Source organism: Streptomyces sp. HNM0645 (assembly GCF_030056615.1).
GTDB classification, from domain to species: domain Bacteria; phylum Actinomycetota; class Actinomycetes; order Streptomycetales; family Streptomycetaceae; genus Streptomyces; species Streptomyces marianii.
The window spans coordinates 227,025-250,058 of sequence record NZ_JASHLT010000001.1; the positions used below are offsets into that span (position 1 = coordinate 227,025).

At 72.4% G+C, this 23,034-nt stretch carries 17 protein-coding genes; all 17 read left to right on the top strand.

All coding sequences use genetic code 11. The features are described from left to right. Nucleotides 1-58: 58 nt before the first annotated feature. The 17 genes from QMZ92_RS01015 (at nt 59) to QMZ92_RS01095 (ending at nt 23,026) form a co-directional block, all read left to right on the top strand. Complete coding sequence (locus QMZ92_RS01015) at nt 59-2,647, top strand: SpoIIE family protein phosphatase (RefSeq protein ID WP_283295284.1); 2,589 nt, start codon at nt 59-61, stop codon at nt 2,645-2,647. 262 nt (nt 2,648-2,909) lie between these two features. Further along, nucleotides 2,910-3,209 carry an antibiotic biosynthesis monooxygenase family protein gene (locus tag QMZ92_RS01020; RefSeq protein ID WP_283295285.1) on the top strand — a complete coding sequence of 100 codons (300 nt, stop codon included), beginning with the start codon at nt 2,910-2,912 and terminating at the stop codon, nt 3,207-3,209. Nucleotides 3,210-3,407: 198 nt separating this feature from the next. After that, the gene (locus QMZ92_RS01025) at nt 3,408-4,589 is read left to right on the top strand and encodes an ROK family transcriptional regulator (RefSeq protein ID WP_283295320.1); all 1,182 of its coding nucleotides are present in this window, start codon (nt 3,408-3,410) and stop codon (nt 4,587-4,589) included. A 159-nt stretch (nt 4,590-4,748) separates the two neighbouring features. Continuing rightward, the gene (locus tag QMZ92_RS01030; RefSeq protein WP_283295321.1) at nt 4,749-6,239 is read left to right on the top strand and encodes a sugar ABC transporter ATP-binding protein; all 1,491 of its coding nucleotides are present in this window, start codon (nt 4,749-4,751) and stop codon (nt 6,237-6,239) included. After that, the gene (locus QMZ92_RS01035; RefSeq protein WP_283295286.1) at nt 6,236-7,267 is read left to right on the top strand and encodes an ABC transporter permease; all 1,032 of its coding nucleotides are present in this window, start codon (nt 6,236-6,238) and stop codon (nt 7,265-7,267) included. The genes QMZ92_RS01030 and QMZ92_RS01035 overlap by 4 nt, the downstream gene beginning before the upstream one ends. Before the next feature lie 94 nt (nt 7,268-7,361). After that, nucleotides 7,362-8,408 (top strand): substrate-binding domain-containing protein, encoded by a 1,047-nt coding sequence (locus QMZ92_RS01040; protein ID WP_283295287.1) that lies wholly within the window; start codon nt 7,362-7,364, stop codon nt 8,406-8,408. A gap of 43 nt (nt 8,409-8,451) precedes the next feature. Beyond that, nucleotides 8,452-9,675: a Gfo/Idh/MocA family protein gene (locus QMZ92_RS01045; protein ID WP_283295288.1), complete on the top strand. Its 1,224-nt coding sequence runs from the start codon at nt 8,452-8,454 to the stop codon at nt 9,673-9,675. Nucleotides 9,676-9,783: 108 nt separating this feature from the next. Then, the gene (locus QMZ92_RS01050) at nt 9,784-10,788 is read left to right on the top strand and encodes a sugar phosphate isomerase/epimerase family protein (protein WP_283295289.1); all 1,005 of its coding nucleotides are present in this window, start codon (nt 9,784-9,786) and stop codon (nt 10,786-10,788) included. Between the two features lie 290 nt (nt 10,789-11,078). Then, nucleotides 11,079-14,792 carry a ThuA domain-containing protein gene (locus QMZ92_RS01055; RefSeq protein WP_283295290.1) on the top strand — a complete coding sequence of 1,238 codons (3,714 nt, stop codon included), beginning with the start codon at nt 11,079-11,081 and terminating at the stop codon, nt 14,790-14,792. A 92-nt stretch (nt 14,793-14,884) separates the two neighbouring features. Next, the gene (locus QMZ92_RS01060; RefSeq protein ID WP_283295291.1) at nt 14,885-16,009 is read left to right on the top strand and encodes an inositol-3-phosphate synthase; all 1,125 of its coding nucleotides are present in this window, start codon (nt 14,885-14,887) and stop codon (nt 16,007-16,009) included. Beyond that, nucleotides 16,006-17,019, top strand: a complete 1,014-nt coding sequence (locus QMZ92_RS01065; RefSeq protein WP_283295292.1) for an SCO3242 family prenyltransferase — start codon at nt 16,006-16,008, stop codon at nt 17,017-17,019. The genes QMZ92_RS01060 and QMZ92_RS01065 overlap by 4 nt, the downstream gene beginning before the upstream one ends. Then, on the top strand, nt 17,016-17,882 hold the full coding sequence (locus QMZ92_RS01070; RefSeq protein ID WP_283295293.1) for a sugar phosphate isomerase/epimerase family protein: 867 nt from the start codon (nt 17,016-17,018) through the stop codon (nt 17,880-17,882). Before QMZ92_RS01065 ends, QMZ92_RS01070 begins: the two co-directional genes overlap by 4 nt. Continuing rightward, nucleotides 17,870-18,493: an EboA domain-containing protein gene (locus QMZ92_RS01075; protein ID WP_283295294.1), complete on the top strand. Its 624-nt coding sequence runs from the start codon at nt 17,870-17,872 to the stop codon at nt 18,491-18,493. The genes QMZ92_RS01070 and QMZ92_RS01075 overlap by 13 nt, the downstream gene beginning before the upstream one ends. Then, nucleotides 18,493-19,341 carry a TatD family hydrolase gene (locus QMZ92_RS01080; RefSeq protein WP_283295295.1) on the top strand — a complete coding sequence of 283 codons (849 nt, stop codon included), beginning with the start codon at nt 18,493-18,495 and terminating at the stop codon, nt 19,339-19,341. Before QMZ92_RS01075 ends, QMZ92_RS01080 begins: the two co-directional genes overlap by 1 nt. A gap of 13 nt (nt 19,342-19,354) precedes the next feature. Further along, a complete protein-coding gene (eboE, locus tag QMZ92_RS01085) occupies nt 19,355-20,554 on the top strand; it encodes a metabolite traffic protein EboE (RefSeq protein WP_283295296.1) in 1,200 nt (399 codons plus the stop codon). Then, on the top strand, nt 20,551-21,975 hold the full coding sequence (locus tag QMZ92_RS01090) for an alkaline phosphatase family protein (protein ID WP_283295297.1): 1,425 nt from the start codon (nt 20,551-20,553) through the stop codon (nt 21,973-21,975). The genes eboE and QMZ92_RS01090 overlap by 4 nt, the downstream gene beginning before the upstream one ends. 79 nt (nt 21,976-22,054) lie before the next feature. Beyond that, entirely contained in the window at nt 22,055-23,026 is a 972-nt protein-coding gene (locus QMZ92_RS01095) for a sugar phosphate isomerase/epimerase family protein (protein ID WP_502961961.1), read from the top strand. The last annotated feature ends 8 nt before the right edge of the window (nt 23,027-23,034 follow it).

Here is a 23,034-nt window from a genome sequence, read left to right on the forward strand (position 1 = left end):
CGCTCGGCCCACGCGCACGAGGCCGGAGTCCACGCGCCCACTCCGCCCGCGGCCTGAGGTGCGCGCCCCCGCGGCCCTGGCGCATCCTTTCTATGTGACCTGGTACGGCGCGGCCAGGCCCGGCGCGCGCACGGAGCGCGGGCCGCAGCGCGAGACGAGCAGCGGCGCGGTCCACCCCCTGGACGAGCTCGGACTGGTGCTCGCCGAGGCCGCGGTCCACTCGATCGGCGCGGTGGGGGGCCATGCCGGCGGTGTGTACCTGCGCTCCCGAACGCCCGGTCTGCTGCGCCTCGCCGTGGTCGTGGGACTCCCCGGGGACCTGATGCGCCCGTGGTGGCGCATGCACGTCAACAGGCCCTTCCCCGTGGCCGAGTGCCACCGCCGCTCCCAGCTCATCCACCTCGCTGACGGCGAAGAGGCCATGCGACGCTTCCCGCAGCTCATGGCGGGTCTGCCGTTCCCGTTCAGCTCCCTGTACGCGCCGGTCAGAAGCGGCGACGAGCGCTTCGGCGTCCTGGTGGCCCTGGGCCCCGCCACCGCCGGGGAACCGGTCGCCGAGGCCGACAGGCGGCGCTTCGCCGACGCGGGGACCCGGCTGGGCGCCGCTCTCGGCGAACTCCACCACGACGGCACTCCCGTCCGCTGGGACGGCGAGCCCTTCGTCGTCCAGGCACCGGACTCGACGGCCCGTCCCGTGCGCATCGGTACGTTCGACTGGGACCTCGGCAGCGGAGCGCTCACCGCGGACGAGGAACTCTGCGCCATCCTCGGAGTCGATCCCGCCGGCTTCACCGGCACCATCGGCGGGCTCACCGCCCACGTCACGCCGGAGGACGCCTACCAGCTGTGGGCGGTGGCCCGCGAGGCCGCCCAAACCGGCCGCCCCGTGGTGCGCCGGATCCGGATCTGCCGCGACGACGCCCCGCCGTCCCTGGTGGAACTGACCGGCCGCCCGGTCCACGCGTCCCCCGGCATCGGCACGCGCCGTGTCACCGGGTCCCTCATCGACCTCGGCACCGGGGTGGTCTCCGCAGAGGCCGGCGACCGGCTCCCGGACGGGCTGTTCGCCCTCGACCGCTCCTGCCGCATCACCTACGCCAACCACAGCGCCGAGGACCTCATCGGGACTCCCCGCGACCAGCTCGTCGGCCGGGTGCTGTGGGAGGCCGTGCCGTGGCTCGACCGCCCGGGCTACTGGGACCACTACCGGGCGGTGCTGCTCGCGCACACACCCGTCCAGTTCCGCGCCGGCCGCGAGGAGGACGACTGGGTCACCGTCTCCCTCTTCCCCGGCCGGGAAGGGGTGACCGGAACCCTCGCCGCCGCCGATCGCCCCGACTACGCACCGGGTTCCGTCAGCTTCCCCGGCGCCGGCCTGGGCCCCTTCGCGTCGCCCGCAGACCGCGCCAGCGCCCTGTACCGGCCGGTCGCCCTCGCGATCGCCCTCACCGAGGCCGTCACCGCGCGCCAGGTCTCGGCGGTCGTCACGGAGGAACTGCTCCCCGCGTTCGGCGGCCGGCAGCTGGCCATCTACGTCCTCCACGAGCGCCATCTCTACCTGGCTTGGGAGACCGGCTTCCCGGCCGGTTTCCTCGCGCCCTTCGACGGGGTCGGGCTCGACGCCCGCATCCCCGGCGTGGAAACCCTCACCACCGGCCGCCCCATCTTCTTCGAGTCCATGGACAAGCTGGCCGCGGCCTATCCGGGGCTCGCGATCGACGCCTCCGTCGGCGCACGGGCCTTCCTGCCGCTGATCGCCTCCGGCCGGCCCGTCGGTTCCTGCATTCTCGGCTTCGACCACCCGCGCGGCTTCGCCCCCGAGGAGCGCACCGTCCTCACCGCCCTCGCCGGACTGATCGCGCAGGCCCTCGAACGCGCCCAGCGCTACGACAGCGAGTCCGCGCTGGCCCGCGGGCTCCAGGACGCCCTGCTGCCGCACCGACTGCCCGTCATCAAGGACGTGGAGACCGTCGGCCGCTACCTCCCGGGTACGCAGGGCATGGACGTCGGCGGAGACTGGTACGACGTCATCGACACGGACCGCGGCCTCGCGCTCGTCATCGGCGACGTCCAGGGCCACGGCGTCCCCGCCGCCGCCATCATGGGCCAGCTGCGCAGCGCGGTACGGGCGTTCGCCCTCGCCGACCGGGAACCCGACGAGGTGATGAGCGGGACCAACCGGCTCCTCATCGATCTGGACCCGGCGCAGTTCGCCACGTGCTGCTACGTCCTCCTCGACCCGGCGACCGGGACCGCGCACGCCGTTCGCGCCGGGCACCCCCAGCCGCTGCTGCGCGGGCCCGACGGTACGACCGAGGTGCTCGACCTGCCCGGCGGGCTCATCCTCGGTGTCGACGCGGAGGAGCACTACCCGGTCTCCGAACTCACCCTGGACCCGGGGGCGGTGCTGGCCCTCTTCACCGACGGGCTGATCGAGGAGGCGGGTACCGACATCGACGCCGGCGTCGAGCGGCTGCGCGCCACCCTCAGCCGGGTCAGCCGGATCACGATCGCCGACACCGCCGACCGGCTGATCCGGGAGGCGCGCCAGGCCACGGACCGCCCCGACGACATCGCACTGCTGCTCACCGCCCGCTGGTCGCAGCGGGAGACGGACCGCACCCTCGCCGGCCCGGGACGGCCGTGACGGCGTTCATCCACGGCATCCGGCCGAGGACCGTACGCCCGCTCCGCACGGAGCCGGGGTCCGTCGGCAAGTCCGGCCACCGGTTCCCGGGGCCGCCACCCGCGACGGACCTCCGTCCCCGCGGCCCGAGCGAACCCGTGGCCGCGCGCCCCAGGCGCCCGCGGGGATCCGGCGTCGCGGCGTGCGGACGGCCGGAGGACGGGGCACGCTGGTCCTGGGGCTGCCGACCGCCCGGCCACGGCCGTGGGGAAGGGGAGCTGCGATGTTCGCGAGACTGAGCAGGTACGAGGGGTCGCCCGTGCCCCCCGGGGGTGACCTGTCCGCACACGCGGAAACGGTCGTCCAGCAGGTCCGGGGACTTCCCGGCTTCCTCGGCGTGTACTGGTTCGTCGACCGGACCACGGGAAATTCCGTCTCGCTGACCCTGTGGGAGGACGAGGAGACCATGCTGGCCAGTGAGGAGAAAGCCGACCGCCTCCGCGTGGACACGGCCCGCCGGGAGGGCCAGCGGATCGTCTCCGTCGACCGCTACGAAGTCGGCTTCAGCCACCTCAAACCCTGACGGCGCCGCGCGGACCGCGCCCCGTTCGGGCACCCGCCCCGAGCTTTGTCCTGGGTGTGGAGAAAGTTGCGGTGGATTGCTGCCCAACTTCTTCCCCCTCGGGGAAAGCGCTGCTACGTTCCCCTCGATAGCCCGACGAAACGGCTGACCGGGATCCCCGCGCCGACGGCGGGGGGAGGGGAGGGGCGCGTGAGACGCATGACGGCTCGGCCCGCCAACGCGCACCAGGCCCGACTGCTCAGACTGTTGCGCGACGGCGGCCCCAACTCCCGCGCCCAGTTGGGCGACCGGGTCGACCTCTCCCGCTCCAAGCTCGCCGTGGAGATCGACCGGCTGCTGGAGATCGGACTGGTCGTCGCCGACGGCCTCGCCGCCTCCCGGGGCGGCCGCCGCTCCCACAACATCCGGCTCGCCCCGAGTCTGCGCTTCCTCGGCGTCGACATCGGCGCCACCTCCGTCGACGTCGCCGTCACCAACGCCGAACTGGAGGTCCTCGGCCACCTCAACCAGCCGATGGACGTCCGCGAGGGCCCGGTCGCCGTCTTCGAGCAGGTTCTCGCGATGGCCGCCAAGCTGAGGGCCTCCGGTCTCGCCGAAGGCTTCGACGGTGCCGGCATCGGCGTACCCGGACCGGTCCGCTACCCCGAAGGCGTCCCCGTCGCACCGCCGATCATGCCCGGCTGGGACGGCTTCCCGGTCCGAGAGGCCCTCAGCCAGGAACTCGGCTGCCCCGTCATGGTCGACAACGACGTGAACCTGATGGCCATGGGGGAGCAGCACGCCGGCGTCGCCCGCTCCGTCGGCGACTTCCTCTGCATCAAGATCGGCACCGGCATCGGCTGCGGCATCGTCGTCGGCGGCGAGGTCCACCGCGGCACCACCGGCAGCGCCGGCGACATCGGCCACATCCGGGTCGAGGCCGGCGGACGCGCCTGCGCCTGCGGCAACAGGGGCTGTCTGGAAGCCCACTTCAGCGGCGCGGCACTCGCCCGCGACGCCGAGGAGGCGGCCCGCACCGGTCAGTCGCCCGAACTCGCCGCGCGGCTGGAGGCCGCGGGCGGCCTCACCGCCGCCGACGTGGCCGCCGCGGCCGCCGCGGGCGACTCCACCGCACTCGACCTGATCCGCGAGGGCGGCAACCGCGTCGGCCAGGTCATCGCCGGGCTCGTCAGCTTCTTCAACCCCGGGCTGGTCGTGATCGGCGGCGGTGTCACCGGTCTCGGCCACACCCTGCTCGCCAGCGTCCGCACCCAGGTCTACCGGCAGTCCCTGCCGCTGGCCACCGGAAACCTCCCCATCGTGCTGGGCGAACTGGGCCCCACCGCCGGAGTGATCGGCGCGGCCCGGCTCATCAGCGACCACCTGTTCTCCCCGGTCTGATCCGCCCGGACCGGTCGGTCCCGTAACGCACCACGGCACCACGCACCTGGTTCCACCCTGCCCGCTCACCGGCCGCACCCGCCGAGGGGACACGCCATGGCACCAGAACCACCCGCACCGCCTGCACCCCAGGACCCGTCCGCACCGCCGCTGCTCACGATGTCCGGCATCACCAAGTCCTTCCCCGGCGTCCGCGCCCTCGACGGCGTCGACCTCGACGTCCAGGCCGGCGAGGTCCACTGCCTCCTCGGCCAGAACGGCGCCGGCAAGTCCACCCTCATCAAGGTCCTCGCCGGAGCCCACCAGCCCGACGACGGACGGATCACCTGGCGCGGCGAACCCGTCGCGCTCAGGTCGCCCATCGCCGCCATGCGCCTCGGCATCGCCACCATCTACCAGGAACTCGACCTGGTGGAGGGCCTGTCGGTCGCCGAGAACGTCTTCCTCGGCCATGAACCCACCGCCGCCGGGTTCGTCGTCCGCGGCCGCGAGGCCCGCCGCGCCGCCACCGCGCTGCTGCGCCGCCTCGGCCACCCCGAGATCGACCCCGGCCGCCGGGTCGGCAGCCTCTCCGCCGCCCAGCGGCAGATCGTCTCCATGGCCCGCGCCCTCTCCCACGACGTACGCCTCATCGTCATGGACGAACCCTCCGCTGCCCTCGACCCCGACGAGACCGACAACCTCTTCCGCATCGTCGCCGGCCTCACCGCCGACGGCGTCGCCGTCGTCCACATCTCCCACCGCCTGGAGGAGATACGCCGCATCGGCGACCGGGTCACCGTCCTCAAGGACGGCCGCGCCGTCGCCGGGGGACTCCCAGCCAAGGCCACTCCCACGCGCGACATCGTTGCCATGATGACCGGCCGCGACGTCGAGTACGTCTTCCCCGGCCGGCCCGCGGCCCCGCCCCGGGCGGAACCCGTGCTCCGAGTCGAAGGCCTCAGCCGCGACGGCGAGTTCGCACCCGTCGACCTCGAACTGCGCCCGGGGGAGATCCTCGGCCTCGCCGGACTCGTCGGCTCCGGACGCTCCGAGATCCTGGAGACCGTCTACGGGGCCCGCAAGCCCACCACCGGCCGCGTCACCGTCGGCGGCCGCCCCCTCGAACCCGGCAGCGTACGCTCCGCCGTCCGCGCCGGCCTCGGCCTCGCCCCCGAGGAACGCAAGGCCCAGGGCCTGCTGATGCTCGAATCCGTCACCCGCAACGTGTCGGTGTCCTCCCTCTCCCGCTACTCCCGGGGCGGCTGGCTCGACCGCGGCGCCGAACGCCGCGACGCCCGGCGGGCCACTCGGGAGCTGTCGCTGCGACCCGACAACCCCGACGCCCGGATCCGCACCCTGTCCGGCGGCAACCAGCAGAAGGCCGTCCTCGCCCGCTGGCTGCTGCGCGGCTGCCGCGTCCTGCTCCTCGACGAGCCCACCCGCGGCGTCGACGTCGGCGCCCGCGCCGAGCTCTACGCCGTCATCCGCGGGCTCGCCGACGAAGGACTCGCCGTCCTCCTCGTCTCCAGCGAGATCCCCGAAGTGCTGGGCCTCGCCGACCGGGTGCTGGTGCTCCGGGAAGGCCGCGTCGTCCACACGGCGCCCGCCGGGGAGCTGGACGAGCACCGCGTACTCGACCTCGTCATGGAAGGGAGCCCGAGCTCATGACGCAGCCCGCATCCGAGGCCCGGCAGACCCCGCAGCCGCCCGCGGTCGCACCCCCGGCCGCCAAGGCAGTCCGGCCGAAGGCGGGACTGCGGGCCGACGTCCGCAACCTCTCGCTCCTCGGCGTCCTCGCCGTGCTCGTCGCGGTCGGCGGCATCACCAGGCCCGACACCTTCCTGGATACCTCCAACCTCCAACTGGTGCTCACCCAGGCGTCCGTCATCGGCGTCGTCACCGTGGGCATGACCTTCGTCATCACCAGCGGCGGCATCGACCTGTCCGTCGGCGCGATCGTCGCCCTCGCATCCGTGTGGGCGACCACCCTCGCCACCCAGGAGTACGGCTTCGCGGGCATCCTGTTCACCGCGATCGTCGTCGGCGTCGGCTGCGGACTGTTCAACGGCCTGCTCATCGCCTACGGCGGGATGGTGCCGTTCATCGCGACCCTCGCCATGCTCGCCTCGGCCCGCGGCCTCGCCCTGCAGATCACCGACGGCAAGACGCAGATCGTGACCGTCCAGCCGGTGCTGGACCTCGGCGTCCCCGACTCCTACCTCCTCGGCATCCCGCCGCTGGTACTGGTCTTCGCCGCCGTCACCGCCCTCGGCTGGCTGCTGCTGAACCGGACGACCTTCGGACGGCGCACCGTCGCCGTCGGTGGCAACGCCGAGGCGGCCCGGCTCGCCGGCATCGACGTACGCCGCCAGCGGCTCTACCTCTACCTGCTGTCCGGACTGTGCTGCGGCATCGCGGCCTTCCTGCTGGTCGTCCTCTCCGGATCCGGCCAGAACACCAACGGCAACCTCTACGAACTCGACGCCATCGCCGCGGCGATCATCGGCGGCACCCTGCTCAGCGGCGGCCGCGGCACCATCGTCGGATCCGTCCTCGGCGTCCTCGTCTTCACCACCATCACCAACATCTTCGCCCTCAACAACCTGGAGAGCGCCGTCCAGCAGATCGCCAAGGGAGCGATCATCGTGGCCGCCGTCCTGGTCCAGCGCAGCACCCTGCGCGACGGCGAGGCGTGACGCAGCGCCGCCGGCATCTCCTCACTCCCGTCCCACCTCCGCCCCGCACCTCCCGGCCCACCCGCACGCCCGAATCCAGAGGGGTTGAACCGCCATGCCAGAAATCCCCGCCACCAGCCGCAGAGGACTGCTCTTCGGCACCGCCGCCGTCTCCGCGGGCGCCCTCCTCACCGCCTGTACCAGCAACGAGCCGAAGAACGCCGCCACGGCCACCGGCAACGCCCCCGCCGCCGACGCCACGTCCGGCAAACCGGTCACCATCGGCTTCGCCGGCCCGCAGGCCGACCACGGCTGGCTCGCCGCCATCAACGCGAACGCCAGGCAGCGTGCCGGGAAGTACGCGGACGTCACCCTGGAGATCACCGAGGGCTCCAACGACACCGCCGCCCAGATCGGCCAGATCCAGACCCTCATCAACAAGAAGGTCGACGTCCTGGTGATCCTGCCGGCCGACGGCAAGGCCCTCACCCAGGTCGGACTGCAGGCCATGAAGGCCGGCATCCCCGTCGTCAACCTGGACCGCGTCTTCGCCTCACCGCAGGCCTACCGCTGCTGGATCGGCGGCGACAACTACGGCATGGGCCTCAACGCGGGCCGCTTCATCGGCGAACGGCTCAAGGACAAGCCCGACGCCAAGGTCATCGAGCTCGCCGGGATGGACAACCTGGAACTCACCAAGCAGCGCACCCAGGGCTTCGACGACGCCCTCAGGAACTACCCCAACGTCCGCAAGGTCGCCCGCCAGGCCGCCGAGTTCACCGTCGAGTCCGGCCAGGCCAAGATGGCCCAGCTGCTGCAGGCGCAGAAGCAGTTCGACGCGCTGTGGAACCACGACGACGACCAGGGCGTGGGCGCCCTGCGGGCCGTCCAGCAGGCAGGCCGGGACGACTTCCTGATGGTCGGCGGCGCCGGCGCCAGGTCCGCCATGGACGCCATCAAGGCCGACAACGGCGTGCTGAAGGCGACCGTCCTCTACCCGCCGACGATGGCCGCCTCCGCCGTCGACCTCGCCCGCGCCCTCGGCCAGGGCAGGGGCGTCGGCGGCATGGCCGAACTGGAGATCCCCGCCTCCGTCACCCTCTACTCGGCCGTCGTCACCAAGGACAACGTCGACCAGTACCTGCCCACGGGCTTCAACTGACGTTCCGCCGCCCCCACCGAGCAACCGACGAGGAGGAACCCGTATGGCCGGCAAGGTACAGAGGGACAGCGACAGCGAGGCCGCACCGCCGACACTCGGCGTCGGCATGGTCGGATACGCGTTCATGGGCGCCGCCCACTCACAGGGCTGGCGCACCGCGGGGCGCGTCTTCGACCTGCCGATGCGGCCGGTCCTCGCCGCGGTCGGAGGCCGTGACGCGGTCGCCGTCCGGGCCGCCGCCGCCAAGCACGGCTGGGCGGCGGCGGAGACCGACTGGCGCGCCCTCGTGACCCGGGACGACGTGCAGCTGGTCGACGTCTGCACCCCGGGCGACAGCCATGCGGAGATCGCCGTCGCCGCCCTGGCGGCGGGCAAGCACGTCCTGTGCGAGAAGCCGCTGGCCAACTCGGTCGCCGAGGCCGAGGCGATGGTGGCCGCCGCCGAAGCGGCCGCCGCGCGCGGCCAGGTGGCCATGGTCGGCTTCAACTACCGGCGGGTGCCCGCCATCGCGTACGCCCGCCGGCTGATCGCCGACGAGCGGCTCGGCACACTCCGCCATGTGCGGGTCACGTACCTCCAGGACTGGCTCGTCGACCCCGACTTCCCGCTCACCTGGCGGCTGGAGCGCGAGCACGCGGGCTCCGGGGCGCTCGGCGACCTCGGCGCGCACGCCGTGGACCTCGCGCAGTACCTGGCGGGCGAGCCGCTGGTCGGGGTGTCCGCGCTCACCGAGACCTTCGTCCGTGAACGGCCGCTGCTCGCCGGTGCCTCCACGGGACCGACCGCCACCGCCCCCGACGGGCGCGGCCCGGTCACCGTCGACGACGCCGCCCTGTTCACCGGGCGGCTCGCCTCCGGGGCGCTGGCCTCCTTCGAGGCGACCCGGATGGCCGCGGGCCGCAAGAACGCGCTGCGGCTGGAGATCAACGGCGAACGCGGCTCCCTCGCCTTCGACCTCGAGCGCCTCAACGAACTCTGCTTCCACGACCACACCGAACCCGCGGCGTCGGCCGGCTTCCGGCGGATCCTCGTCACCGAACCCGGTCACCCCTACCTGGAGGCGTGGTGGCCGCCCGGCCACGCCCTCGGCTACGAGCACACCTTCGTGCACCAGGCGCGCGACGTCGTGCACGCCGTCGCCGCCGGGAACACCGCACCGGCACCGTCGTTCGCCGACGGACTCCGGGTGCAGCGGGTGCTCGCCGCCGTGGAGGAGAGCGCCGCGAAGAACGCCGTCTACACCCCCGTCCCGGCGTCCGCCGTCTGACGCCCCACCCGGCCCGCACACCGGCGGGGAGCCCGGGGGTGCTCCCTGCCGGTGGGCCCCGTCCGCGGACCGCCGGTCCGCGGGTCGCCGTCCGAGGAGGTCCTCGCCGTGCCCCGTCCCTTCACCCTGTTCACCGGCCAGTGGGCCGACCTGCCCCTGGAGGAGGTCTGCCGGCTCGCCCGCGACTTCGGCTACGACGGTCTCGAACTCGCCTGCTGGGGAGACCACTTCGAGGTCGACAAGGCTCTCGCCGACCCCTCGTACCTGGACGGGCGGCGGGCGCTGCTCGACAAGTACGGGCTGAAGTGCTGGGCGATCTCCAACCACCTCGTCGGCCAGGCCGTCTGCGACGACCCGATCGACGAGCGGCACCGGGCGATCGTGCCTGCCCGGATCTGGGGCGACGGCGAGCCCGAGGGGGTACGGCGCCGTGCCGCCCGCGAACTGCAGGACACCGCCCGGGCCGCGGCCGCCTTCGGCGTCCGCACCGTCGTCGGCTTCACCGGCTCGTCGATCTGGCACCTGGTCGCCATGTTCCCCCCGGTGCCCGAGCGGATGGTCGAACGCGGCTACGAGGACTTCGCCGCACGCTGGAACCCGATCCTCGACGTCTTCGACGCCGAAGGGGTGCGCTTCGCCCACGAGGTCCACCCTGGCGAGATCGCCTACGACTACTGGACCACGCACCGTGCGCTGGAGGCCGTTGCCCGACGGCCGGCGTTCGGGCTGAACTTCGACCCCAGCCACTTCGTCTGGCAGGACCTCGACCCGGTCGGCTTCCTCTACGACTTCCGCGACCGGATCTACCACGTGGACTGCAAGGAGGCCCGCACCCGGCTCGACGGCCGCAACGGTCGCCTCGGCTCCCACCTCCCCTGGGGCGACCCGCGGCGCGGCTGGGACTTCGTGTCCGCCGGCCACGGGGAGGTGCCCTGGGAGGACGTGTTCCGCATGCTGCGCTCCATCGGCTACGACGGGCCGGTGTCCGTCGAGTGGGAGGACGCCGGAATGGACAGGCTGGCGGGCGCGCCGGAAGCGCTTGCCACTCTGAAGCGGTACGACTTCGACCCGCCGTCGGCGTCCTTCGACGCGGCCTTCGGAGGCAACGGCTAGCCCGTTGGCGCAGGTCGGAGCCTGGCGGCGGCAACCGCCACCGGGCGGTCCTGCCTGCCCGGCAAGGGCTTTGTCCTGATGCGGGAAAAAGTACAACTTCCTTGCCGCACAAGGGCTTTCGGTGCTGGACGAACACCGCTACCGTCCCTGACGTGTACAGGACGCAGCCCTGAGACACGGCCCACATCCCGAACGAGTGACACGACCAGCGTGACGGCGCACGCCGGTCCCCGGATCTTCCGCACGGCAGCACCACCCGCCCGTACGACCGTTCATTCCGGAGGACACACGTGCACACACAACGGCCCGGAGCGCAACGAACCCGCGTCAGAAAGGGCCTCGCGCTCCTCACAGGCGGCCTGCTCGCCGCGACCTCCCTCACCCTCGCCGCCCCCGTCGGCGCCCTCGCGCCCGCGAACGACGCGGCACCCGCCGCGGCCGAGGAGTTCCAGCAGGTGACCCTCGCCAAGGGCGAACCCGAGGTCGGCGAGCCCATGTCGCTCGCCGTACTGCCGGACCGCAGCGTCCTGCACACCTCCCGCGACGGCGAGCTGCGCATGACCGATGCCGCCGGCAGCACCCGCGTCATCGGCACCGTCCCCGTCTACGCGCACGACGAGGAAGGCCTCCAGGGCGTCGGCATCGACCCGGGCTTCGCCCGGAACCGGGCGATCTACCTCTACTACGCGCCCCCGCTGGACACCCCCGCCGGCGACGCCCCCGACGAGGGCACCGCCGCCGACTTCGCAGCGTACGAAGGCGTCAACCGGCTCTCCCGCTTCGTACTCAAGGCCGACGGCACCCTCGACAACGCCAGCGAGAAGAAGGTCATCGACATCCCCGCCACCCGGGGCATCTGCTGCCACGTCGGCGGTGACATCGACTTCGACGCCCAGGGCAACCTGTACCTGTCGACCGGCGACGACTCCAACCCGTTCGCCTCCGACGGCTACACCCCCATCGACGAGCGCCCCGACCGCAACCCCGCCTACGACGCCCGCCGCACCTCCGGCAACACCAACGACCTCCGCGGCAAGATCCTCCGCATCAAGGTCGCCGACGACGGCACCTACACCGTCCCCGACGGCAACCTCTTCACCCCGGGCACCGCCAGGACCCGGCCCGAGATCTACGCGATGGGCTTCCGCAACCCGTTCCGCTTCAGCGTCGACAAGAAGACCGGCGTCGCCTACGTCGGCGAGTACGGGCCCGACGCCGGCGCCGCCGACCCCGAGCGCGGACCGGCCGGACAGGTCGAGTTCGCCCGCATCACCGCACCCGGCAACTTCGGCTGGCCGTTCTGCACCGGCGACAACGACCCCTACGTCGACTACGACTTCGCCACCAAGGCGTCCGGCGCGACGTACGACTGCGCCGCCCCCAGGAACGACTCGCCGCACAACACCGGCCTGGTCGACCTCCCGCCCGCCGAACCCGCATGGATCCCCTACGACGGCGGCTCGGTCCCCGAGTTCGGCACCGGATCCGAGTCCCCCATGGGCGGACCCGTCTACCACTACGACCCCGACCTCGACTCCCCGGTGAAGTTCCCCGAGGCCTACGACGGCGACTTCTTCGCCGGCGAGTTCGGCCGACGGTGGATCAAGCGCATCGAGCACGGCGCCGACGGCACCGTCGGGTCCATCAGCCCCGTCCCCTGGACCGGGACGCAGATCATGGACATGAGCTTCGGCCCGGACGGCGCGCTCTACGTCCTCGACTACGGCACCGCCTGGTTCGGAGGCGACGAGCACTCCGCCCTCTACCGCATCGAGAACGCCACGGGCGGCCGCTCACCCGTCGCCGAGGCCACCGCCGACAAGACCTCCGGCAAGGCCCCGCTCCGCGTCGCGTTCTCCTCGGCCGGCACCACCGACGCCGACGGCGACCCCCTCACCTACAGCTGGGACTTCGGTGACGGCGGCACCTCCACCGCCGCCGACCCCACCCACACCTATCGCAAGAACGGCACCTACACCGCCACCGTCACCGCCGAGGACCCCACCGGGCGCACCGGTTCCGCCGGCGTCCAGGTCGTCGTCGGCAACACCGCACCCAAGGTCACTCTCGAAGTCCCCGCGGAGGGAGCCCTCTTCGGCTTCGGCGACGAGATCCCCTTCAGGGTGAACGTCACCGACCCGGAGGACGGCACCGTCGACTGCGCCAAGGTCAAGGTCACCTACATCCTCGGCCACGACAGCCACGGTCATCCCGTGACCTCCGCCAACGGCTGCACAGGCACCATCAGGACCTCCGCCGACGGCGGACACGACCCCAACGCCAACATCTTCGGCGTCCTCGACGCCGAGTACACCGACGGCGGAGGCGGCGGCCAGGCCGCCCTCACCGGCCACGACCAGGCGCAACTCCAGCCCCGACACCGCCAGGCCGAGCACTTCACCGCCCAGTCCGGCATCAGCGTCATCGACAAGGCGCCCGCCAACGGCGGCAGGACCGTCGGCGACGTCCACGACGGCGACTGGATCTCCTTCAAGCCCTACAACCTCACCGGCACCACCAAGCTCACCGCCCGCGTCTCCTCCGGCGGCGCCGGCGGCTTCCTCGAGGTCCGCACCGGCTCCGCCGGCGGTACCCTCCTCGGCTCCGCCCCCGTACCGGTCACCGGCGGCTGGGAGACCTTCCAGGACATCGACGTGCCCCTGCGCGCCGTAACCAGGAAGACCACCGAACTGTTCCTCGTCTTCAGGGGCGGAGCCGGAGCCCTCTACGACGTCGACGACTTCGAATTCTCCAGCACCCCCGTCGACCGCACCGCCGAACGCGTCCTCGTCTTCTCCAGGACCGCCGGCTTCCGCCACGACTCCATCCCGTCCGGCATCGCCGCACTGAAGGAACTCGGCGCCGCCAACAACATCACCGTCGACGCCACCGAGGAAGCCGGCCAGTTCACCACCGCCAACCTCGCCCGCTACGACGCCGTCGTCTTCCTCTCCACCACCGGCGACGTCCTGGACTCCGACCAGCAGAAGGCGTTCGAGAACTACGTCGCCACCGGAGGCGGCTACATGGGCGTCCACGCGGCCGCCGACACCGAGCACGACTGGACGTTCTACGGCGGACTCGTCGGGGCCCGCTTCCACTCCCACCCGCAGATCCAGAAGGCCACGGTTCGCGTCGAGGACCACGGCCACCCGGCCACCTCCCACCTCGACGAGGCATGGGAACGCACCGACGAGTGGTACAACTACCGCACCAACCCCCGCGGCCAGGCCCGCATCCTCGCCACCCTGGACGAGACCACCTACCAGGGCGGCAACATGAAGGGCGACCACCCGATCGCCTGGTGCCAGACCTACCGGGGCGGCCGCGCCTTCTACACCGGCGGCGGACACACCGAGGAGTCCTACGCCGAGCCCGCCTTCCGGCAGCACCTCCTCGGCGGACTGCGCTACGCCTCCGGCCAGTTCAACGCCGACTGCGAGCCCGCCACCGGCTACCGCGACCTGTTCAACGGCCACACCCTCGAAGGCTGGAAGCAGGCCGGCCCCGGCACGTTCGACGTCATCGACGGGGAACTGCGCACCGTGGGCGGCATGGGCATGCTCTGGTACCAGGCCAAGCAACTGAAGGCGTACTCCCTCATGCTCGACTGGAAACTGGACGGGGACGACAACTCCGGAGTCTTCATCGGCTTCCCCGCCTCCGACGACCCCTGGTCGGCCGTGAACAACGGCTACGAGATCCAGATCGACGCCACCGACGCCCCCGACCGCACCACCGGGGCCGTCTACGGGTTCAAGTCGGCCGACCTCAAGGCCCGCGACCGGGTGCTGCGGCCCCCCGGCCAGTGGAACAGCTACGAGATCAAGGTCCAGGGAGAACGGCTCCAGGTCTTCCTCAACGGAGCGAAGATCAACGACTTCACCAACACCGCCCCGGCACGCAGCCTGAGGGACGGCTACATCGGCATCCAGAACCACGGAGCCGACGACCAGGTGTCCTTCCGCAACATCCGGCTCAAGGAGCTGCCCTCGTCGTCGTAGGGCGACCCCTGCCGGACCCACAAGCCGGCGGCGGGAGGGGAGACGCCGTACCCCCGCCCGCCGCCCCACCACAGCACGCAGGGAGGCAGCCCGTGACGAACACCGACCAACGCCGCACCGGGGTCTGGCTGATCGGAGCCCGCGGCTCCGTCGCCACCACAGCGATCACCGGATGCGCGGCCGTGACCGCCGGACTCCACCCGGCCACCGGCATGGTGACGGAAACGCCGCCGTTCGCCGCGGCCGGTCTGCCATCGTTGTCATCCCTCGTCTTCGGCGGCCACGACACCACTGCCTGCCCGCTGCCCAAACGCGCCGAGCACCTCGCCGGCGGCGGTGTCCTGCCGCACGGACTGCCCATCGCCCTGCGGGCCGAACTCACCGCCGCCGACGAGGAGATCCGCACCGGCGGCCCCCTCCCCGGCGACACCCGCACCGACGCCGAACTCATCACCGCCTTCGCCGCCGACATCACCGCCTTCGTCCGGCGCCACGACCTCGCCCGCACGGTCGTCGTCAACGTCGCCTCCACCGAACCGGCTCCCGCACCCGGCTCCGCCGGCCTGCCCGCCAGCTCCCTCTACGCCGCCGCAGCCATCGAGACCGGAAGCCCCTACGTCAACTTCACCCCCTCCACGGGGCTGCGCACCTCGGCCCTCGAGGACGCAGCCCGCGCCGCCGGACTCCCTCACGCCGGCCGCGACGGCAAGACCGGCCAGACGCTCCTGCGCTCCGTGCTCGCCCCCATGTTCGTCCAGCGGGCCCTGACCGTGCGGGCATGGTCCGGCACCAACCTGCTCGGTGGCGGCGACGGAGCCGCCCTCGCCGATCCCGCGGCCGCCGCCGCGAAGAACGCGGGCAAGGAACGCGTCCTCACCGACACCCTCGGCGCCATCCCCGAGGGCGAGGTCCACATCGACGACGTCCCCGCCCTCGGCGACTGGAAGACCGCCTGGGACCACGTCGCCTTCGACGGCTTCCTCGGCACCCGCATGGTCCTCCAGACCACCTGGCAGGGCTGCGACTCCGCACTCGCCGCCCCGCTCGTCCTCGACCTGGCCCGCCTCGCCGCCCGCGCCCACGAAGCCGGACTGTCCGGCCCCCTCCCGCAACTCGCCTTCTACTTCAAGGACCCCGACCCCACCGCCCCCTCGGCACTCGCCGACCAGTACGCGACCCTCCTCGCCTTCGCCGACCGCCTCCGGACCACCCGATGACGCCTCACCGCTCCCCGGCCGTCCACCCGACACCGGGAGCCACCGGCGGTCCGCATACCGGCTCGACGCCCGCTGACCGCCCGCACACCGGCGGTCCGCCCACCGGGCCTCCCGGGCGGCTAGTCGCCTGGGCCGAACTGCTGCGCGTGTCCGCCCTGTTCACCGTCCCCGGAGACGCCCTCGCCGGTGCCGCGGCCACCGGCGCGCGCCCCGGCCGCCGCACCCTGCTCGCCATCGCCACCTCCCTCTGCCTCTACGAAGCGGGCATGGCCCTCAACGACTGGAGCGACCGGGACGAGGACGCCGTCGACCGCCCCCACCGGCCCATCCCTTCCGGCCGTGTCACCCCCGCCGCCGCCCTCACCGCCGCAGGCGCACTGACCGCCGCAGGACTCGCGCTCGCCGCCCGCGCGGGCCGTGCCCCGTTCACCGTCGCCACCACCCTCGCCGCCACGGTCTGGGCCTACGACCTGCGTCTCAAGCACACGACCGCCGGCCCCGCCGCCATGGCCTCCGCCCGCGCCCTGGACCTCCTCCTCGGCGCGGTGGCCAGCCGCCCCGGCAGCACCCACGCCCTGCGCGCCGCACTCCCGTACGCCGGACTCCTCGCGGCCCACACGTACGCCGTCACCACCGTGTCCCGCCACGAGACCCGGGGAGGCTCCACCACCTCGCCCCTCGCCGCACTCGCGACCGCCCTCACCATCACGGCCACCACCGTCCGACACACGCCGCACACGGCCGCCGCCCGTGACCGGCCCCCCACAGTGCGGCTACCCGTCGCACTCACCGGCCTCGTCTACGCCCGCACCACCCTCGCCCCCCTCCTCCACGCCGCCCTCAACCCGTCCCCGCCCCTCACCCAGCGCGCCGTCGGCGCTGGCATCCGCGCCATGATCCCGCTGCAGGCCGCACTGACCGCCCGCGCCGGAGCACCCGCCACCGGACTCGCCCTCCTCGGTCTCGCCCCCCTCGCCCGCCGACTCGCCCGGAAGGTGAGCCCCACATGAGCCTGCGCCTCGGCTACGGAACCAACGGCCTCACCGACCTGCGCCTCGACGACGCCCTCGCCCTCCTCGCCGACCTCGGGTACGACGGCGTCGGTCTCACCCTCGACCACATGCACCTCGACCCCCTCGCCCCCGACATCGGCCCACGCACCCGCCGCCTCGCCCGCCGCCTCGCCGATCTCGGGCTCGAGGTCACCGTCGAGACCGGCGCCCGCTACGTACTCGACCCGCGCCGCAAACACGGACCGTCCCTCCTCGACCCGGACCCCGGCGCCCGCACCGCCCGCGTCGGTCTCCTCCTGCGGGCCGTGCAGGTCGCCGCCGACCTCGGCGCCCACGCCGTCCACTGCTTCAGCGGCACCACACCCAGGGGCACCTCGCTCGACACCGCGTGGCGACGCCTGGCGACCGCCCTCACTCCGGTACTGGAGGCCGCCGCCAGCGCCCGCGTCCCCCTCGCGATCGAACCCGAACCCGGCCACCTCCTCGCCACCCTGGCCGACTTCCACCACCTCCGCGCCCGCCTCGGCGACCCCGAACCCCTCGGCCTCACCCTCGACATCGGCCACTGCCAGTGCCTGGAACCCGCCCCGCCCGCCGACTGCGTCGCACAGGCCGCACCCTGGCTGAGGCACGTGCAGATCGAGGACATGCGCCGCGGCGTCCACGAGCACCTCCCCTTCGGTGACGGCGAGATCGACTTCCCGCCCGTCCTCGACGCCCTGGCCGCCACCGGATACCGGGGACTGGCTGTGGTCGAACTGCCCCGTCACTCACACGCGGGACCTGAACTCGCCCGCCAGTCCATCGAGTTCCTCCGCCCTCGCATCCCCACCAACGGAGCACCGGCATGGCGACCTTGACCCTCGAGGAACTCCACACCCGTCTCGACGGCGCCGCCCGGGGCTGGCTCCACGAAGCCCTCGCCGAAGCCGCCCGCTCCGCGGCCGCACCCCAGGACCCGACCACCCACGCCGTCCCCGCATGGGAGACCCGCTTCGCCTCCGCCGGACGCCGCTGCGGAAGCGAACACGCCGACTCGGTCCGCACCCACCTCCTCCACGCGGCCCGCGCCGACGCCACCACCCTCACCCGCCTCTACCAACAGGGCACCGCCGCCGAACGCCGCGCGGTCCTTCTCGCCCTCCCCCCCCTCGCCCCCGACCCCGCCGACGGCATCCCCCTCGTCGAGGACGCACTGCGCACCAACGACACCCGCCTCGTCGGCGCCGCCGTCGGCCCCTACGCGTCCCGCCACCTTCCCCCGCACTCCTGGCGCCACGCCCTCCTCAAGTGCCTCTTCACCGGGGTGCCCGTCGACACCGCCGACGGACTCGCGCACCGGGCCCGCGGCGACGCCGAACTCGCCCGAATGCTCACCGACTACGCGGCCGAACGAACCGCCGCCGGCCGGCCCGTCCCCGCCGACCTCCACCGCGTCCTCGCCCTGACGTCCCCCACGGAGGAGTCCTGATGCGCATCTTCGACCCGCACATCCACATGACCTCCCGCACCACGGAGGACTACCGGGCCATGTACGACGCCGGTGTCCGCGCCCTCGTCGAACCCTCCTTCTGGCTCGGCCAGCCCCGCACCTCACCCGCCTCCTTCTTCGACTACTTCGACTCCCTCCTCGGCTGGGAACCCTTCCGCGCCGCCCAGTACGGCATCGCCCACCACTGCACCATCGCCCTCAACCCCAAGGAGGCCAACGACCCCCGCTGCCGCCCGGTCCTCGACGCACTGCCCCGCTACCTCGAAAAGGACAACGTCGTCGCCGTCGGCGAGATCGGCTACGACTCCATGACCCCCGAGGAGGACAGTGCCCTCGCGGTCCAGCTCCAGCTCGCCGCCGACCACGGACTGCCCGCCCTCGTCCACACCCCCCACCGCGACAAACTCGCAGGCTTGCACCGCACCATCGACGCCGTCCGCGAATCCGCCCTCGGCCCCGAGCGGGTCCTGCTCGACCACCTCAACGAGACCACCGTCACGGCCGCCGCCGACAGCGGCTGCTGGCTCGGCTTCTCCATCTACCCCGACACCAAGATGGACGAGGACCGCATGGTCGCCGTCCTCAGGGACCACGGCACCGAACGCGTCCTCGTCAACTCCGCCGCCGACTGGGGCAGAAGCGACCCCCTCACGACCCGGAAGACCGCCGACGCGATGCTCGCCGCCGGATTCACCGAAGACGACGTCGACCGGGTGTTCTGGCACAACCCCGTCGCCTTCTACGGCCAGAGCGGCCGGCTCCAGCTCGACGTGCCCCCGCCCCAGGCCCTGCACGAGGGCAACTCCATCCTCCGCGGCGGGGAATGAGGAGGCGGCCCGCATGCGCTTCCGCCACCCCGACGGCACCACCGTCCACCTCTCCTACTGCACCAACGTCCACCCCGCCGAAACCCTCGACGGCGTCCTTGCCCAGCTCCGCGACCACTGCGAACCCGTCCGCAGACGCCTCGGACGCGACCGGCTCGGCATCGGACTGTGGCTTGCCCACGACGCGGCCCGCGCCCTCACCGCCGACCCCGCAGCGCTGCGCGGCCTTCGTGCCGAACTCGACCGGCGCGGCCTGGAGGTCGTCACCCTCAACGGCTTCCCGTACGAAGGCTTCGGCGCCGACGAGGTCAAGCACCGTGTCTATCGGCCCGACTGGGCCGAAACCGAACGCCTCACCCATACCACCGACCTCGCCCGCCTCCTCGCCGCACTCCTCCCCGACGACATCACCGAAGGATCCGTCTCCACCCTCCCTCTCGCCTGGCGCACCCGCTGGGACGACCACACCGCCACCACGGCACACACCGCACTCACCACCCTCGCCGAACGCCTCGACGCCCTCGAGGAACTCACCGGCAAGTCCATTCGCATCGCCCTCGAACCCGAACCCGGCTGCATCGTCGAAACCACCGCCGACGCCATCGGCCCCCTCACCGACATCGCCCACCCCCGCATCGGCATCTGCCTCGACACCTGCCACCTCGCCACCTCCTTCGAACAACCCGGCCCCGCCCTCGACGCCCTCACCACCGCCGGCATCACCATCCCCAAGACCCAGCTCTCCGCCGCCCTCCACGCCGAGCACCCCCACCTCCCCGAGGTACGCGAGGCGCTCGCCGCGTTCGCCGAACCCCGCTTCCTCCACCAGACCCGCACTCTTCCCCGAGCTCTTCGAGCAGGCGAGAGGCCGTCCGCCGCGGGACTCCGCGGCACCGACGACCTCCCGGAAGCCCTCGCCGCCAACGCCCTCCCCGACTCCGCACCCTGGCGGGCCCACTTCCACGTCCCCCTCCACGCACCGCCCGCCCCGCCGCTCACCTCCACCCTGCCCGTACTCCGCGACGCCCTGGCCCGGCTCGTCGGCGGCCCCACCCCGCTCACCCGCCACCTCGAGGTCGAGACCTACACCTGGCAGGCCCTTCCCGACGCACTGAGGCCCCGCAGCCGCGCCCAGCTCGCCGACGGCATCGCCGCCGAACTCACCCTCGCCCGCGACCTGCTCACCGACCTCGGCCTCAAGGAACTCCCATGAGCGACACCACTCCCGACAACACCACCCGCCCCACCCCGCTCCTCGTCCTCGACGTCGTCGGCCTCACCCCACGCCTCCTCGACCACATGCCCCACCTCAAACGCCTCGCCACCACCGGTTCCCACGCCCCCCTCGGCACTGTCCTGCCCGCCGTCACCTGCACCGCCCAGTCCACCTTCCTCACCGGAACCCTCCCCGCCGAACACGGAATCGTCGGCAACGGCTGGTACTTCCGCGAACTCGGCGACGTACTCCTCTGGCGCCAGCACAACGGCCTCGTCGCGGGCGACAAACTCTGGGACGCCGCCCGCCGGGCCCACCCCGGCTACACCGTCGCCAACATCTGCTGGTGGTACGCCATGGGCGCCGACACCGACATCACCGTCACCCCCCGCCCCGTCTACTACGCCGACGGCCGCAAGGAACCCGACTGCTACACCCGGCCGCCCGGCCTCCACGACGAACTCACCGACCTCCTCGGCACCTTCCCCCTCTTCCACTTCTGGGGACCCGGCGCCGACATCATCTCCAGCCGCTGGATCATCGGCGCCACCCGCCACGTCCTCCGCACCCGCACCCCCGACCTCCCCCTCTGCTACCTCCCCCACCTCGACTACGACCTCCAGCGCTACGGCCCCGACGACCCCCGCTCCCACCGGGCCGCCACCGACCTCGACGCCGAAATGGCACCCCTCCTCGAAGACGCACACTCCGAAGGCCGCACCGTCGTCGCCCTCTCCGAATACGGCATCACCCGCGTCACCCGGCCCGTCGACATCAACCGCGAACTGCGCCGCGCCGGACTCCTCGAAGTCCACACCCAGGACGGCATGGAGTACCTCGACCCCACGGCCTCCCGCGCGTTCGCCGTGGCCGACCACCAGATCGCCCACGTCTACGTACGCCGTCCCGAAGACCTCGATGCCACCCGCGAAGCCCTCCACGGCCTGGGCGGCATCGCCGCACTCCTCGACGACGAGGGCAAGAAGACCCACGGCCTGGACCACCCGCGCTCAGGAGAACTCGTCGCCGTCGCCGAACCCGACTCCTGGTTCACCTACTACTACTGGCTCGACGACGCACACGCCCCCGACTTCGCCCAGCTCGTCGAGATCCACCGCAAACCCGGCTACGACCCCGTCGAACTGTTCATGGATCCCCACGACCCCTACGTCCGCGCCAAAGCCGTCACAGCCCTCGCCCGCAAGAAGCTCGGCATGCGTTACCGCATGGCCGTCGTCCCCCTGGACCCCACGCCTATTCGCGGGAGCCACGGCCGCCTCCCCACGAGCGACGACACCGACAACGGTCCGCTCATCCTGTGCTCCACCCCCCGCGTCCTGACCGGCCGCGTCGCGGCCACCGACGTGAAATCCCTGCTGCTCTCGCTCGCAGGACTTCACTCAACCACACCCCACTGACAGCGAGGAGTCATCCACCGTGAGCCGCCCCAGCAAGCACACCGATCCCGAGCTCGCCCACAAGCTCAGCAGACGCGGCATGCTCGGTGTCGCCGCCGGCGCCACCGCAGCCGCCCTCCTCGGTGCCACCGCCCCCACCGCCACCGCTCATGGCAAGGGCCACGGCCGCCCCGTTCTGCCCCCGGGCCGGCTCGGCATCCAGCTCTACTCGCTCCGCGACCAGGTCTCCACCCTCGGCTTCGCCGCCGTCTTCGCCGAACTCGAGAGATACGGCTACGACGAGGTCGAGTACGCCGGCTACACCCAGGGGTCCGCCGGCCCCATCACCCTCCAGCAGCTCCGCCGCCTCACCCGCGACCACGGACTGCGCGCCATCGGCAGCCACGTCGGCTACCACAACGACGACGACCCCGGCGCCTACACCTTCGCCCAGAACCTGGAGAAGGTACTCGACGACGCCCAGGCCCTCGGCCTGGGACACATCGGTACCGCATCCGGCCCCTGGCGCTACGGCGCCACCGTCGACGGCTGGAAACGCTGCGCCGAGGAGTTCAACCAGTACGGCGCCGCCGCCAAGGCCCGCGGCATGAAGTTCTACCAGCACAACCACGCCGAGGAATTCTCCTTCGCCACGGACAAGCCACACGTACGCCTCTACGACGTCCTCCTCGCCGAGACCGACCCCGACCTCGTGTACCTCGAAATGGACATCTACTGGGCCTACGCCGGACAGTTCCGCTTCTCCCGGCGCACCGACGGCACGCCCGCCCCCTTCGACCCCCTGCGCTACGTCCTCGAACAGCCCGACCGCTACCCCCTCTTCCACGTCAAGGACGGCGAACGCGACATCTCCGCCCGTGACGGCTACCGCATGGTGGACGTGGGGGACGGAGACATCGACTACCAGCGCTTCATCTCGGCCGTGACCCGCACCCGGGGCGGCCGGCTCGACCACCACTGGCAGGCCGAGCACGACAACCCCGTCGACTCCCTCACCTTCGCCCGCAAGTCCAGTGCACATCTGCACTCACTGCGCGAGAAGGACTGCTGACGCCGGGA

Bases quoted from the DNA above. Each gene is read 5' to 3' on its own strand.
- QMZ92_RS01090 (WP_283295297.1), top strand. From the start codon at position 20,551: ATGAGCGACACCACTCCCGACAACACCACCCGCCCCACCCCGCTCCTC.
- QMZ92_RS01040 (WP_283295287.1), top strand. From the start codon at position 7,362: ATGCCAGAAATCCCCGCCACCAGCCGCAGAGGACTGCTCTTCGGCACC.
- QMZ92_RS01080 (WP_283295295.1), top strand. From the start codon at position 18,493: ATGCGCATCTTCGACCCGCACATCCACATGACCTCCCGCACCACGGAG.
- QMZ92_RS01095 (WP_502961961.1), top strand. From the start codon at position 22,055: ATGCTCGGTGTCGCCGCCGGCGCCACCGCAGCCGCCCTCCTCGGTGCC.
- QMZ92_RS01045 (WP_283295288.1), top strand. From the start codon at position 8,452: ATGGCCGGCAAGGTACAGAGGGACAGCGACAGCGAGGCCGCACCGCCG.
- QMZ92_RS01070 (WP_283295293.1), top strand. From the start codon at position 17,016: ATGAGCCTGCGCCTCGGCTACGGAACCAACGGCCTCACCGACCTGCGC.
- QMZ92_RS01025 (WP_283295320.1), top strand. From the start codon at position 3,408: ATGACGGCTCGGCCCGCCAACGCGCACCAGGCCCGACTGCTCAGACTG.
- QMZ92_RS01020 (WP_283295285.1), top strand. From the start codon at position 2,910: ATGTTCGCGAGACTGAGCAGGTACGAGGGGTCGCCCGTGCCCCCCGGG.
- QMZ92_RS01035 (WP_283295286.1), top strand. From the start codon at position 6,236: ATGACGCAGCCCGCATCCGAGGCCCGGCAGACCCCGCAGCCGCCCGCG.
- eboE (WP_283295296.1), top strand. From the start codon at position 19,355: ATGCGCTTCCGCCACCCCGACGGCACCACCGTCCACCTCTCCTACTGC.
- QMZ92_RS01075 (WP_283295294.1), top strand. From the start codon at position 17,870: ATGGCGACCTTGACCCTCGAGGAACTCCACACCCGTCTCGACGGCGCC.
- QMZ92_RS01065 (WP_283295292.1), top strand. From the start codon at position 16,006: ATGACGCCTCACCGCTCCCCGGCCGTCCACCCGACACCGGGAGCCACC.
- QMZ92_RS01030 (WP_283295321.1), top strand. From the start codon at position 4,749: ATGTCCGGCATCACCAAGTCCTTCCCCGGCGTCCGCGCCCTCGACGGC.